The following is a 14827-nucleotide window of genomic DNA, read 5'->3' on the forward strand; positions in this document are numbered from 1 at the left end:
CAGGGACGGCCCCGACCCCCATGGCTACCGAGAGCGGCCCCAATCCCGCCCCACAGACCCAGGCGCTGATCGTGGACAGCAATGCCACATCGCGCAGCATTCTGGTGGGGCAGCTGCGCGAGTACGGCGTGACCCGCATCGTGCAATGCTCCCGTGTGCAGGACGCGCGCGCCCGGCTGGAGCACACGGTGTTCGACTACGTGTTGTGCGACCAGTTTTTTGGCGAATCCAACTACTCGGGCCAGACCCTGCTGGACGACCTGCGGCGCGCACAGCTGCTGCCGTTTTCCACGGTGTTCTTCATGGTCACGGCCGAGGCGTCGTACGCCGCAGTGGCCGAGGCCGCCGAGTCGGCCCTGGACGGCTACCTGCTCAAGCCCTTCACGCCCAGCGCGCTGTTCGAGCGCCTGAGCCTGGCGCGCCTGCGCAAGATCCACCTCAAGCCCATTTTCGATGCCATCGAGGCCGAGGACTTTGAGCAGGCCGCCGCGCTGTGCGTGGAGCGTTTCGAGGCCCGCAAGCCTTACTGGCTGTACGCCGCCCGCATCGGGTCGGAGCTGCTGCTGCGCCTGGGCCGCCACGACGAGGCGCGCACCCTGTTCGAGGCCGTCATCGCGGCACGGGCCCTGCCCTGGGCCAAGCTGGGCGTGGCCCGCGCACAGATCGAATCAGGCCAGGCCGCGCGCGCCATCACCACCTTGCAGGAGTTGATTGGCGAAGACGCGTCGTTCGCCGACGCCTACGACGTGCTGGGCCGCGCGCAGGTGGAGATGGGCAATTTTTCGCAGGCCATCGAGACCTACCGCACGGCCAGCACCCTCACGCCCGACTCGGTGGTGCGGTTGCAGAAGCTGGGGATGATGTCCTACTACATGGGCGACCGCGCCACCGCCACCAAGGTGCTGGCACGCGCCACAGTGCTGGGCATTGACTCCAAACTGTTCGACTACCAGTCGCTGGTGCTGCTGACGTTTGCGTATTACGCCGAGAACGACCGCAAGGGCATCGAGCGCTGCATGGCCGACTTTGCGCGCATCCTGGAGCGCCATTACGGCAGCGCACGCATCCGGCGTTTTGCCGAGGTGGCGCGGGCGCTGCAGCTCATCCAGCAGCGGCAGTTTTCGCAAGCGGTTGAATCGGTGCGTGGCATGGCCCGCGAGATCACGTCCAGCACCTTCGACTTTGAGGCTGCCTGCAACCTGGGCAGCCTGCTGGCCGTATTGGCCGTCACGTCGATCGAGCTGCCCGAGGGCGACAGCTGGGTGCTGGCACTGGGCATGCGCTATGCCAACACACGCGGCTTGACCGAGCTGATGGCCAACGCCTGCAACCTGCATGAGCCTTATAGCCAACTGGTGCGAGACTGCCTGCAACGCGTCAACAAGACGGCCGAAGTCGCCATGGCGCAAAGCCTGGGCGGCGACCCTGGCGGTGCCGTGCAAAACCTGCTGGCCGAAGCCGAACGCACCCTCAACTCCAAACTGCTCGATATGGCACAGCAAGTGCTGCTACGCCATGGCGCGCGCATGGCCGCCCCCCAACCGCTGCAAGAGAGCATCGACGCACTGCGCGCACGCATGGGCAGCACCCCGGCGAGGGCCATCCTGGGGCAAGACAGTGAACGCCACCCCGGCGGAGTGGCACTGAGGGTGCGGGGCAGCAGCGACAACACACCCACGCGCACTCCGCAGCCATCACCAGACAGCCTGGCCCTCGGCCCGTCGCCCGCAGACGATGCCGACGATCCTGCTGCTGCCCTGCGCTTGCGGCCTCCAGACGCCTCTTGAGTCGACGCCGCCCGGCCGTGCCCCAGTTGCCGCCGGGCCATTCGGAGTCGACTCACCCGAGATGCAAAAACCGGGGGAGTAACAGGCACGCCTCGGCATTGGACGCTGAAAAACACCGGTCAGCGGCCTGCTGCCAGGGCAGCCACTCATAGGCGTCGTGCTCACGTGGGCTCAGCACCACGGGCGTGCCTGCGGGCACACGCAGGCCAAACACGCGCTCGCGGTTGCGCACCACGCCAGGGGCATAACGGTGCAGCCATTGGGGCCAGATGTCGTACACGTTCTCCAGCGCCCAGTCGGCCAACAGGCAACCCGGTGCCTGGGTGTCTATCCCGGTTTCTTCGGCCACTTCACGGCGTGCGGTCTCGGCAAAAGGCTCATCCAGCGCATCCTTGCTACCGGTGACCGACTGCCAATGCCCCTCGCCCCCGGTGCGGCGGATCAGCAGCACCTCCAGCGCGGGGGTGTGGATCACCACCAGCACCGACTCTGGAAGCTTGTAAGGCCGCGGTGGCCCGGCGGCTGCCATGGCCTGTGCCTTCAGCCCCCCTTGGGGCGCTGGGCTGCCGTGGTGGTGGGCACGGGCGGGGGCAGCTCCTTGGCCTGCAACGCACGCGCCTGCACCACCAGCTGGTTGTGCGCGTCCAGAAACGCCGCAGCAATGACCTTGCCTTCATTGGTATTGCTCCAGCCAGCGCCCGCCGCACCGCCCAGCTTGCCGAACACCAGGCCGCCCACCCCCAGGTCGGTGGTGCGCGCTGAGCCCGTGGCCGCCGCTACCTGTTCGGTGGTTTCGTTGTCGGACAGCAGCAAGGCCGTCTGTGCTTCCTTGAACTTGACCTGCTCCACCAGCCCGGCCAGGCCTGCGATGTCGCGCAGTACCGGGATCATGGCGATCACCCCGGCCAGGCCCCGGCCCGCATCCTGCTCGCTGAACGTGAGGCTGGGCGTGAGCGTGTACTGCGCCTCGTACCCCTTGCCCTTGGCCACGGTGGAGTTGTTCTTGCGCAGGATGCCGGCGTCCTTCAATTCCTGCTCCTGCACAGTGCCCTTCAGGCCCGCTGCCCGGTCCACCACGCGGAAACACCCGCTCTGCTGGGCCAGCAGCTTGACCAGCGGCACCGGCGACGCGGGCAGCTGGTAGCCCGAGCCCATGATGTAGCCATTGGGGTTCTCGGCCAGCGCCAGCGTGGCCACCGGCGCATCGCAACGCACCAGCTCACGGGCCGCGTTCTGCGCGCCCTGGGGCCCGGCCGAGCCCGTGACCACCGAGCCGCCCTGGCCCAGTTCGGTCTTCTTCTCGCCGCATCCAGCCAGGGCGATGCATGTGGCCGCAAGCAGCCAATGGGAGCGTGTCAACAAACGCATGGAAGTACCTCTTTCAGTCCGTGCACGGCAGCCAGTGCCCGATGCGCCGCGCATGAAAAAAGCGGCCAGGGCGCAAGGCCCGAGCCGCTTGGTGTGCGATGCATGGCTGCATGCGCAAAGGACGTGTGCGTCCGGAATCAGGCCGCAGTCTTGACCGCGTCGGGGTTGCGCAGGCGGATGTGCAGCTCGCGCAACTGCTTTTCGTCCACAGGGCTGGGCGCCTGCGTGAGCAGACACTGGGCGCGCTGGGTCTTGGGGAAGGCGATCACGTCGCGGATCGACTCGGCACCAGTCATCAGCGTCACGATGCGGTCCAGGCCAAAGGCCAGGCCGCCGTGCGGAGGCGCGCCGTACTGCAGCGCATCCAGCAGGAAGCCGAACTTGAGCTGGGCTTCTTCGGGCGTGATGTTGAGGGCGTCAAACACCTTCTGCTGCACGTCGGCGCGGTGGATACGGACGGAGCCGCCACCCATTTCCCAGCCGTTGAGCACCATGTCGTAGCCCTTGGAGATGCACTTCTCGGGCGCAGTGACCATCCAGTCTTCGTGACCATCCTTGGGGCTGGTGAAGGGGTGGTGCACCGAGTTCCAGCGCTGGTTTTCCTCGTCGTACTCGAACATCGGGAAATCGACCACCCACAGCGGGGCCCAGCGGTTCTCGAACAGGCCGTTCTTCTTGCCGAACTCGCTGTGACCGATCTTGATACGCAGCGCGCCAATCGCGTCGTTGACGATCTTTTCCTTGTCGGCACCGAAGAAGATCAGGTCGCCATCTTGTGCGCCCGTGCGCTCCAGCACGGCTTGCAGCGCTGCGTCGTGGATGTTCTTCACGATGGGCGACTGCAGACCGTCACGGCCCTTGGCCAGTTCATTGACGCGGATGTAGGCCAGGCCCTTGGCGCCGTAGATCTTGACGAACTCGGTGTAAGCGTCGATTTCGCCACGGCTGATGCCGCCGCCTTCGACCGAGCCACCGGGCACGCGCAGGCCGACCACGCGGCCATTCTTCATGTTGGCGGCGCCCGAGAACACCTTGAAGTCCACGTCCTTCATCACGTCGGTCAGCTCGGTGAATTCGAGCTTCACGCGCAGGTCGGGCTTGTCGGAGCCATACAGGCGCGCAGCGTCCTGGTAGGTCATGACGGGGAACTCGCCCAGGTCCACGCCCAGCGTGTTCTGGAACACCGTCTTGATCATGCCCTGGAACATGTCGCGGATGTCCTGCTCTTCCATGAACGATGTCTCGATATCGATCTGGGTGAATTCAGGCTGGCGGTCAGCACGCAAGTCTTCGTCGCGGAAGCACTTGGTGATCTGGTAGTAGCGGTCGAAGCCCGCCACCATCAGCAGCTGCTTGAACAGCTGGGGCGACTGGGGCAATGCGAAGAAATGGCCATCGTGCACGCGGCTGGGCACGAGGTAGTCGCGCGCGCCTTCGGGCGTGCTCTTGGTGAGCATGGGGGTTTCGATGTCGATGAAGCCATTCGCATCGAGGAACTTGCGCACCTCCATGGCCACCTTGTAGCGCAGCATCAGGTTGTTCTGCATGTACGGGCGGCGCAGGTCCAGCACGCGGTGCGTGAGGCGCGTGGTTTCCGACAGGTTTTCCTCGTCGATCTGGAACGGAGGCGTGACGGAGGGGTTGAGCACGTTCAGCTCATGGCACAGCACTTCGATCTGGCCGGTCTTGAGCTTGTCGTTGGTGGTGCCTGCGGGGCGTGCGCGCACCACACCCTTGACCTGCACGCAGAACTCGTTGCGCACGCCTTCGGCGACCTTGAACATCTCGGCGCGGTCGGGATCGCACACCACCTGCACGTAGCCTTCGCGGTCGCGCAGGTCGATGAAGATCACGCCACCATGGTCACGGCGGCGGTTCACCCAGCCCGACAGGGTAACGGTTTGGCCCAACAGGGCTTCGGTCACAAGACCGCAATAGTGGGAACGCATGGCCATGACAAAACTTCCGGCGCCGCAGGGCGCGTTGACGTTGAAAGAGATTGCTTTTCTTACTTGGGTGGGGGCAGCGTAGGGTCCGCTGGAGCCACCACACCCATGGAGACGATGTACTTGAGGGCACTGTCCACACTCATGTCGAGCTCAACACAGTCGCTCTTGCGCACCATCACAAAATACCCCCCCGTGGGGTTGGGGGTGGTGGGCACGTACACGCTGACGAACTCGTCGCGCAGGTACGCAGCCACTTCACCATTGGGGGCACCCGTGACGAACGCCACGGTCCATACCCCTTCGCGGGGCCACTGCACGAGCACAGCCTTGCGAAAGGCATTGCCGCTCTCGGAAAACAGCGTGTCCGACACCTGCTTGACGCTGGAGTAGATAGAGCGCACCACCGGAATGCGGTGTACCAGCGCGTCGCCCCACTGCACAAGCTTGCGGCCCGCAAAGTTGCTGGCAATGGCGCCCACCACGAGCAAGATGGCCAGCGTGAGGACCACACCAAAGCCCGGGACATGCACTCCGAGCAGCTTGTCGGGCTGCCACGCGCCGGGCAGGATCTGCAGGGTCTGGTCGAGCGTGCTCACAATCCAGTTGAGCACCCAGGCCGTGATGACACCGGGCACGATGACCAGAAGGCCTGTCAACAGCCATTTGCGCAGGGCAGCCATGCAGGTCCTCAGCTCGAAGAGGAAGAAGTGCCACTGGTACCGGTGGTGCCGGTAGCGCTGGCAGTGCTTGTGCTGGCCACTTCCTTTTTAGGAGCATCACCGCCACTGGCAGGTGCCGCTGATTCAGTCTTGGACTCCGACTTGGCCTCGGTGGCCGGGGCGGAGTTGCCACCGTTTCCGCCACGGAAATCGGTCACGTACCAGCCCGAGCCCTTGAGCTGAAAACCTGCAGCAGTGACCTGCTTGGAGAAGGCTTCGGCGCCGCAGGCCGGGCACACCGTCAGGGGTGCGTCGGAGATTTTTTGCAGCACATCCTTGGCATGGCCACAGGAGCCGCATTTGTAGGCGTAAATAGGCATGTCAGTGTGTTGAGGGAAAGTGGGAGGGTAGGGACAGCCCATTACTGGACCATCCCCCCCTAAGAACCGTGCATGCGACTTTCACCGCACACGGCTCAAGCACAACTTAGTCCAGCAATAAGCAAAACACGCGATTTTACTCTACGCGCCTTTCTTATCCTGGACCCTAAGCCTTGTTGAGGCCGGCTTCGCGACCGGCAACCCAAGGGCATGCAGCCTCTGATGGCACACCGGGTGCAGGAGCACCCGGTTAGACATAGCGTCCGACCCGCCATTCACCTTGTAAACAATGTGATGATCGTGCCAGCCGCCCTCATGATCGAGCAGTTCCGTGCAGAGTGCACAGCGCCCGTCCTGGGAGATATACAGCATTGACGCTTCGTAACGATGGCGCAGGCTCTTTGCCGTGCGTTTCGTCCGCAACATCTCTCCATACTCCTCCCAGACAGGATCAAAGGGGTTGTAGTCTCCTTTGATCTTTTCATGCCTTTCAATCACTGTGTCGCTTAATCGCGCCAACCGTTTCATGATCGGTTCGTCTTCTGTACCTACTTTGGCTGCGAACTCTGTCCTTTCACCAATGACCTTCCAGTAACGTTGGGTGCACCAGCTTGGGGACTTCTTCGGATGTCGCCTCCTCGCCCAGCGGACAAGCCGCCAGTAGATGAGGTAGTCCATCCGACTGAACGTCTCTTTCGCGACCACCGGTTGGTGATACCTAGCCCATCCCCGAAGGATTGGGTTAAGTTGCGCGATGAGATCCTCCTGTTTTGTCGATAGATGCGTCCTTACGATTTCCGATACCTTGCGATAGAACGCTTTCACGTTTTTCTTGCTCGGCTTGATTAGCAGCTTTCCACGGTATTTGCGGAAATTCCACCCAAGGAAATCGAAGCCTCGGTCAATGTGCGTGACGCAGGTCTTTTCCAGCGATAGCCGCAGTCCTCGTTTTGCAAGGAATGCTTCTACCCATGGTCGGACTTCAATCTCTAACAGCTCTCGTGAGCTCCCAGTGATGACGAAGTCGTCCGCGTAGCGGACCACATTTACTTTGGCTCTACGGGCTTTCACAACACCCAGCCGCGCGTTTAAGTGCGCGGCGAGTCCCGTTTCCAACCCATTCAGAACGCAATTCGCCAGGGTTGGCGAAATGACACCACCTTGCGGTGTTCCCTCATCTGTCGGCGAGAAGCGACCCTGATGGACCACTCCGGCTTTCAACCATTTCCGTAGCACTTCCCTGTTCATGAGAACACGGTCGAGCATCCAGTCATGGTTGATATGGTCGAAGAACCCCTGAATGTCGGCTTCCAGTACCCATTCGGCCGAGGCCTTCTGGGACAAGGAAACGAACAACTGGCTCATGGCATCGTGCGTTGAGCGCCCAGTCCGAAAGCCGTAGCTGTTCGGGTCGCTGGTGCTCTCTGACACTGGTTCCAATGCCAGTAGGAACAACGCCTGCATGGCCCTGTCAAACATGGTCGGAATGCCAAGCGGCCTTTCCTTCCCGTTTGCTTTGGGAATGTAGACCCGCCGCAAGGGCTGCGGTTTGTACCCTCGAAGATTCTTCAACCGACCGATCGCCGCCCATTTGGAGGCAGGCGAATCCCAAAGTTCGCGATCGACGCCACTCGTTCGTTTGCCTTGGTTTTCGGTCACTCGTCTCACGGCCAGCGCTCTGGCCGAGAACGAGTGAGTTAGAGACCTTTGCAGCGCTTTCACGCGGCGCCAGTCTTTTTCTTGCGTAGCCTTCGCTAGACGGGTCTGCGTCGTCCGCACGTTCCGCGCCACTAGACCCCAATCGATGGAGTGCCAGTCTTGCGGTTCGCGTGAGGACGCAGACTCGTCGCGCGAAGCGACGTGTTTTCTCATGCTTTCCTCCAGGTTGAACCCCTGGAGACGCACACCTCCCCCGAAGGGGAATTGCATCCCTTCGGGGTCAGTTTGAACTTAGTCAGTCGTGTAACGACGATTGCACCACGCGGAAGTCAGCACGCTTTCGCGTCAGGGCACGGGCCCCTATGCCACCCATTACAGGTAACCATTCGCTTTCTCCGCTATCCCATACCCCCTCATCCAACAGGTCGTCTCGCGACTTCCCTGCCCTTGCGCAGAGCGCTTGGGCGGACAGTGGGGCTTACCACGTTCCCTGCCTTGCCGACGAATGACAACTTGCGTTGTTTACGTCTATCCGTTTAGGGCTCATCTCTCCAGGGGCTGCATGTGTGACGACGAACACCTAGTTTTGACAGGTGATGCCAGCAGCGGACCGTTTGGTTACGGCCTATCAGCAGATTTGGCCGCTCAATTGTTACCCTGGTTCAAACGATGATTCACTTATGTTGCCCATGCGGAACTAGCCTAGCGTCCTATATCACCTCTGCTGGCGATGGTCCTGACGCCCCCCTCGCAGGGGACCCCAGCCGTGTTACGGGGACGCATTGTCGAGCGGGCTTCACACGGAGACGTTACCGTCCCCGCATGCCACTCTAGGCTACTCATGGTCGTACAAGAGGTCACAGCACTTCGGACGAAGGTGTGACAAGGCAAAACAGAGCAGAACACTCTGAGAGTCAGAGATGCGCAGCGCAATTTACAAGGTGACCAATCCGTGGACGGATTTGGTCATCCCATTGGCGAGTTCCGCTTGTGGCGGACTCGTCGGCAAGTTGCGCGAGCGCTACAGACGGCATCACTGCCGCGATGAAAGCAGGTTTAACCCTGCATTGCAGTCGGTTTTACCCGCTGCAATTATCAAAACCGCAACTAGGTTGCGGTCTGTAGAGGACCGTTTTACCGGCTCTCAATCTCTAAATAAAAGCACCGTAAGTGCTTGATTTAATTGCTAATTATTTAGTGAGGCTAGCTACCTCTCTCAGAGCAACACGTTACGTGTCGCACCAAAACCCTCAATTATAGGCGGCATGCCCCTTCACCCCCCGCGTTACTCGACCCCAACCATCTTGTGGTGGGAGGCATGGCTGTTGCGGATGGCCTGTGGCCCGAGAGAGCCGATCAGCATGCCCGCCAGCGCAGCCAGCAAACCCGCCAGCTGTGCAGGAAAGATTGCCCCCGCCGGAGTGGACAGGAACAGCAGCCAGGTCACCAGGCCCAGCACGATGGCAAAGATGGCGCCCTGCGTGGTGGCACGCTTCCAGTACAGGCCGAACACCAGCGGCACAAACGCTCCCACCAGCGGCACCTGGTAGGCACCCGACACCAGCTCATAGATGGAAGTACCCTGCATGTAGATGGCATAGGCCAACACGCAGGCGCTGAAAACGAGCGTGGTGATGCGCATGGTGCGCAGGTGCTGCTTGTCCGAGCTGTGCGGGCGGAACTGGCGCCAGATGTTTTCGGTGAAAGTGACGCTGGGCGCCAGCAGCGTGGCGGAGGCCGTGGACTTGAGCGCCGACAGCAGGGCCCCAAAGAACAGCACCTGCATCACAAATGGCATCTTCTCCAGCACCAGCGTGGGCAGCACCTTTTGCGGGTCGTCCTTGAGCAGCGCAGCCGTTTCCGTGGGCATGATGATGAGCGCGCTGGCCACCAGGAACATGGGCACAAAGGCGAACAGGATGTAGCAGATGCCACCGATCACGGGGCCGCGCGTGGCTGCCTGGATGTTGTTGGCCGACATCACACGCTGAAAGACGTCCTGCTGCGGGATGGAGCCGAACATCATGGTCACGCCCGCAGCGATGAAGAACACCACGTCATGGAACTTGGGCTCAGGCAGGAACCGGAACAGCTCACGGCTGGACGCGAACTCGATCACCTTGTCCGCCCCCCCGGCCATGTTGCCCGCAAACACGGCAATGACGGCCAGGCCCACCACCAGGATGATCATCTGGATGAAGTCGGTGACCGCCACCGACCACATGCCGCCGAACAGCGTGTACGCCAGGATGGAGACCACACCAATCGTCATGCCCACCGGAATGCTGATGGCACCGCCAGACAGCAGGTTGAACACCAGGCCCAGCGCTGTGACCTGGGCAGAAACCCAGCCCAGGTAGCTCAACATGATGATCAGCGAGCAGACGATTTCCACCGTGCGGCCATAGCGTTCGCGGTAATAGTCGCTGATGGTGAGCAGCGTCATGCGGTACAGCTTGCCGGCAAAGAACAGGCCGACCAGGATCAGGCAGAAGCCCGCGCCGAATGGGTCTTCCACCACATTGCCCAGACCGCCCTCGATGAACTTGGCGGGAATGCCCAGCACGGTCTCCGACCCAAACCAGGTGGCAAACGTGGTGGTGATGATCATGTACAGCGGCAGGTGGCGCCCGGCAATGGCAAAGTCCGCAGCGTTCTTCACACGCCGGGCTGCCAGCAAGCCGATGCCGATGGTGATCAGCAGGTAAACGATAACCAGGGTCAGCAGCACAGCGCGCTCCTCTCTCTTTTTGTCTCGGTCGGTCCAGGGTGAAGAAATCCGACCTGCACCCGGCGCTCCCCACACCGGGGCACCGGGCATGCAGATCGTCAGAAAAGCCGGATTCTGATCAGCAGTTGGATGAGCAGCAAGCCCAGCACAAACCCGACCCCAGCAAAAATGATGCCTTGCAGCAGCCGGTTGGTGCGTTTTTGCGCTTCCAGCAGTTCACGCAGTGCAGGCTCGTGGTCTGCCGGGCGCTGGCGCAGCGCGTCGTAGATGAGTCGTGGCAGCTCGGGCAGCAGCTTGGCATAGTGCGGCGCCTCGGCCCGCAGCTCGCGCCACAGGCGCTGGGGGCCCATCTGCTCCAGCATCCACTTTTCAAGGAAGGGCTTGGCCGTGCTCCACAGGTCCAGGTCCGGGTCCAGCTCGCGGCCCAGGCCCTCGATGTTGAGCAGGGTCTTTTGCAGCAGCACCAGCTGGGGCTGAATCTCGACATGGAAGCGGCGCGAGGTCTGAAACAGCCGCATCAGCACCAGGCCCAGCGAGATTTCCTTGAGTGGGCGGTCAAAATATGGCTCGCACACGGCGCGGATGGCCGACTCGAGGTCATTGACCCGCGTTTCGGGCGGCACCCAGCCGCTTTCGATGTGCAGCTCTGCCACCCGCTTGTAGTCGCGCCGGAAGAACGCCACAAAGTTCTGCGCCAGGTATTCCTTGTCTACTTCGGTCAGCGTGCCCACGATGCCGAAGTCCAGCGAGATGTAGCGGCCGAACGTGGCAGGCTCCAGACTCACCTGGATGTTGCCCGGGTGCATATCGGCGTGAAAAAAACCGTCGCGAAACACCTGGGTGAAGAAGATGGTGACGCCGTCGCGCGCCAGCTTGGGGATGTCCACGCCGGCCTCCCGCAGGCGGTCGATCTGGCTGATGGGCACACCGTTCATGCGCTGCATCACCATGACCTCGGGGTGGCAGAAGTCCCAGAAGATCTCAGGGATCAGCACCAGGTCCAGCCCGGTCATGTTGCGGCGCAGCTGCGCCGCGTTGGCAGCCTCGCGCACCAGGTCCAGTTCGTCGTGCAGGTAGTTGTCAAACTCTGCCACCACCTCACGGGGCTTCAGGCGCTTGCCATCGGCAGACAGGCTCTCCACCCATCCCGCCATCATGCGCATGAGGCTCAGGTCCTTCTCGATCACCGGCAGCATGCCAGGCCGCAGTACCTTGACGGCTACCTCGCGCTCAATGCCCTGGCGGTCGCGCAGCGTGGCGAAATGCACCTGGGCAATGGACGCGCTGGCCACCGGTGTGCGGTCGAAGGAGGTGAACACCTCGTCCACCGGACGACGGAAGGCACGCTCGATGGTGGCGATGGCGATGTCGGGGTCGAACGGCGGCACGCGGTCCTGCAGGCGGGCCAGTTCGTCCGCGATGTCGGGCGGAAGCAGGTCGCGGCGGGTGGACAGCACCTGGCCGAACTTGACGAAGATGGGCCCCAGGCTTTCCAGCGCCTCGCGCAGGCGTTGCCCACGCGGCGCATCCAGATTGCGCCCGATGGACACGATGCGCGAGATTATGCGCAGCCAGGGCTTTTGAAAGCTGTCGAGCAGCAAGCCATCCAGGCCGAACCGGAACACCACCCACAGGATGGCCGCCCCCCGCAAGAAGCGCTTCATGCGTCGGCCCGGTCCGAACCAGCCGAAGGTGACAGCGGCGCCGCCGCCGGAGCACCGGGCGCCGCCGACACGACCACTGCAGAAGACGCCGCGCTGGCGGCAGCCATGCGCGAACCCACAAACTGGCGCAGCGCCTGCGCAGCCCGGCTGGCGAACTGCGCCAGCGTATGCGCAGGGGCATCGCCAATCACGCGGGCCAGGTCTTCCTCCACATCCCAGCGCACATGGTCCACCAGCCAGTTGATCTCGGCCGCCAGTTGCACATCCCCTTCAATGCGGATGGAGGGCTTGTCGCCCCGCAACGCAGCCTGGGCCAGGGTGATGGGGGAGGTATCGGTCACTTCCAGCCGCAGGTCTGGCACCGCGGATTCGGGCGCCAGGTTGAACAGGCCCGCAGGGGTGATCACCAGCGACAGGGAATAGGCCCGCCACTGCACCCTGGCGATGCGGCCCTTTTGGCGCACCAACCGGTCCGTGGCCTCTTTCTCCTGCATCAGCACATGGTTGAGAAACAGCACCAGGCGCTGCTGCACCTCGTGGACCAGCCATTGCGGGGGCTGCGGGCCGGCTGCCAGGCGCTCGAAGAGGCCGTCCAGAAAAGGAAAAGGGGACTGTGGTGTTGCCATAGTCCCCGATTATTCCCTGAACTGGAATGCCCCTGGCACGCAGGGGCCCCGTGGGCGGTGTTTACTGCAGGGCTTGCACGCCTGCCACCAGCCAGCCGGTGTTGCCCGCCTTGGGCTTGGTCATGTTCCAGACCTCACGGAAGGGGCTGGGCCCGGCCGAGGGTTCTTCGCGGATCATGCCCGAGAACTCGACGCTGGCCATGTAGCCGTCGCCCAGGTCTTCGATGCCCAGCAGCTGCGCTTCGATCATGACCACATCGGTGTGATTGGGCTGCGTGCCCCGGTGGGCTTCGCGCTCGGTCAATTGGGTGCGGATCTCATCGAGCATGTTGTCCGTCATCATGGACCGCAGGGTGGCGATGTCCGAGCGGTCCCACGCGCCCTGCAAGGTCACGAAGTTGCGCTTGGCGGCTGCCAGGAAACCCTCGGTGTCGAAATCGGCGGGCACACCCCAGTTCTGCGAACCCGACAGGCCCGAACCGATCACCACACCCGAACCCACGCCACCCTGCCCGGCACGCGAGGCATCAAATGCCATGCTGCTGCGCTCCCAGGGGCGGGCCGATGCGTCGTTGCCCACGTTGTTGGGGCTGTACTGCGGCGGCACCTGGGCAGCGGCGGGCGTTGCAGCCCCTGCGCCCTGAAAGGCGAACGGAGCACCACCTGCAGCATTGCCCGAGCCATTGCTACCGCCGTTGCGCGACCGCATGACCATCTTGAAGATGGCAAACGCCGCCAGCGCCAGCAGCGCAATCATCAGGATGTTGCCAAAGCCCGCGCCCAGGCCCAGCGAGTGCGCCAGCCAGGCCAGGCCCAGACCCGCCGCCAGGCCGCCCAACATGGCACCCCAGGGCTTCTTGGCCGGCGCGGCCGGAGCCGCTGCCGGCGTGGCGGTAGCAGGCTTGGCTGCCGCAGCCGTGTTGGTCGCGCTCTGTGCCGGTGCGCCCGGCGTGGCGGGCGGCGTGGCCGACTCGCGCTGCGTCACATTGCTGGACTGCTTGCCCACCGATTTGCCACCACCCAGTCGCCGCGCGGCGTCGGCATCGGCGTGCGCAAACGCCAGCATCGCGACCAACACCACAGACCACAGTTTCATCATGACTTCTCCGTCTCCGTTATCGACCGAGCAAACCGCTCAGCACTTGATTCCAACATGGAGGGCCACAATGCCCCCCGTCATGTTGTGATAGTCCACATGCCCAAAACCATTTTTCTGCATGAGGCTTTTGAGTTCTTCCTGCCCCGGGTGCATGCGGATGGACTCCGCCAGATACCGGTAGCTCGCGTCGTCGCCCGCCACCAGCTTGCCCAGCTGGGGCAGCACCTTGAACGAGTACCAGTCGTACACCTTGGTCAGCGGCTGCGCCACTTTGGAAAACTCCAGCACCAGCAGCTTGCCGCCGGGCTTGAGCACACGGCACATTTCGGCAATGGCCTGGTCCTTGTGGGTCATGTTGCGCAAGCCAAAAGCCACGCTCACCACGTCGAAATGCGCGTCGGGGAACGGCAGCTTTTCAGCGTCGCAGACCAGCGTAGGCAGCACCACTCCCTCGTTGATGAGACGGTCACGGCCCACACGCAGCATGGCTTCGTTGATGTCGGTGTGCACCACACGGCCCGACGCCCCCACCTTCTTGGAAAACGCCAGTGCCAGGTCACCGGTGCCCCCCGCAATGTCCAGCACCTGGCTGCCTTCGCGCAGGTTGGCCACCATCACGGTGTAGGCCTTCCAGGCACGGTGCAGGCCCGCCGACATGAGGTCGTTCATCACGTCGTACTTGGATGCCACGGAGTCAAACACACCGCGCACGCGGCGTGCCTTTTCCTGCTCGTCCACCGACTGAAAACCGAAATGCGTGGTGCTCATAAGAATCATGCTAGGCGCGTGAACGCCAGAGGTACAGCGACAACCCCGCACTGAATTGGGGCATCTGTCGCAATTTGGAGAACGCTATTGAAACAAAACCAGCCGCTAGCGCAAGCAAATATTGCGCTGATAGCTAT

At 62.8% G+C, this 14827-nt stretch carries 12 protein-coding genes; 1 reads left to right on the plus strand and 11 read right to left on the minus strand.

Features of this window, described 5'->3' with window-relative positions:
- Window positions 1–20 precede the first annotated feature (20 nt).
- On the plus strand, window positions 21–1787 hold the full coding sequence (locus C8C96_RS22270; protein ID WP_121943676.1) for a tetratricopeptide repeat protein: 1767 nt from the start codon (window positions 21–23) through the stop codon (window positions 1785–1787).
- 52 nt (window positions 1788–1839) lie between these two features.
- On the opposite strand, the gene nudB is transcribed toward C8C96_RS22270, so the two are convergent.
- From nudB to ubiE, 11 genes are all read right to left on the minus strand, one after another.
- Window positions 1840–2316: a dihydroneopterin triphosphate diphosphatase gene (gene nudB / locus C8C96_RS22275; protein ID WP_121943677.1), complete on the minus strand. Its 477-nt coding sequence runs from the start codon at window positions 2314–2316 to the stop codon at window positions 1840–1842.
- Between the two features lie 11 nt (window positions 2317–2327).
- Window positions 2328–3155: a CsgG/HfaB family protein gene (locus C8C96_RS22280; RefSeq protein ID WP_056747298.1), complete on the minus strand. Its 828-nt coding sequence runs from the start codon at window positions 3153–3155 to the stop codon at window positions 2328–2330.
- A gap of 137 nt (window positions 3156–3292) precedes the next feature.
- A complete protein-coding gene (gene aspS / locus C8C96_RS22285; RefSeq protein WP_056060406.1) occupies window positions 3293–5110 on the minus strand; it encodes an aspartate--tRNA ligase in 1818 nt (605 codons plus the stop codon).
- Window positions 5111–5163: 53 nt separating this feature from the next.
- The gene (locus tag C8C96_RS22290) at window positions 5164–5784 is read right to left on the minus strand and encodes a DUF502 domain-containing protein (RefSeq protein WP_056641200.1); all 621 of its coding nucleotides are present in this window, start codon (window positions 5782–5784) and stop codon (window positions 5164–5166) included.
- A gap of 8 nt (window positions 5785–5792) precedes the next feature.
- Entirely contained in the window at window positions 5793–6143 is a 351-nt protein-coding gene (locus C8C96_RS22295) for an FmdB family zinc ribbon protein (RefSeq protein WP_121943678.1), read from the minus strand.
- Between the two features lie 141 nt (window positions 6144–6284).
- Window positions 6285–8015, minus strand: a complete 1731-nt coding sequence (ltrA, locus tag C8C96_RS22300) for a group II intron reverse transcriptase/maturase (protein ID WP_121944145.1) — start codon at window positions 8013–8015, stop codon at window positions 6285–6287.
- 1072 nt (window positions 8016–9087) lie between these two features.
- Complete coding sequence (locus C8C96_RS22305) at window positions 9088–10533, minus strand: sodium:solute symporter family protein (RefSeq protein ID WP_056060397.1); 1446 nt, start codon at window positions 10531–10533, stop codon at window positions 9088–9090.
- 98 nt (window positions 10534–10631) lie between these two features.
- Window positions 10632–12197 carry a ubiquinone biosynthesis regulatory protein kinase UbiB gene (gene ubiB, locus C8C96_RS22310; RefSeq protein WP_121943679.1) on the minus strand — a complete coding sequence of 522 codons (1566 nt, stop codon included), beginning with the start codon at window positions 12195–12197 and terminating at the stop codon, window positions 10632–10634.
- Window positions 12194–12823 (minus strand): hypothetical protein, encoded by a 630-nt coding sequence (locus C8C96_RS22315; RefSeq protein ID WP_121943680.1) that lies wholly within the window; start codon window positions 12821–12823, stop codon window positions 12194–12196. Before C8C96_RS22315 ends, ubiB begins: the two co-directional genes overlap by 4 nt.
- Before the next feature lie 61 nt (window positions 12824–12884).
- Window positions 12885–13922 carry a Tim44 domain-containing protein gene (locus tag C8C96_RS22320; RefSeq protein ID WP_056060388.1) on the minus strand — a complete coding sequence of 346 codons (1038 nt, stop codon included), beginning with the start codon at window positions 13920–13922 and terminating at the stop codon, window positions 12885–12887.
- Window positions 13923–13958: 36 nt separating this feature from the next.
- On the minus strand, window positions 13959–14690 hold the full coding sequence (ubiE, locus tag C8C96_RS22325) for a bifunctional demethylmenaquinone methyltransferase/2-methoxy-6-polyprenyl-1,4-benzoquinol methylase UbiE (RefSeq protein ID WP_056060384.1): 732 nt from the start codon (window positions 14688–14690) through the stop codon (window positions 13959–13961).
- Window positions 14691–14827: the final 137 nt, after the last annotated feature.

This window comes from Acidovorax sp. 100 (assembly GCF_003688355.1).
Lineage (GTDB): Bacteria > Pseudomonadota > Gammaproteobacteria > Burkholderiales > Burkholderiaceae_C > Acidovorax > Acidovorax delafieldii.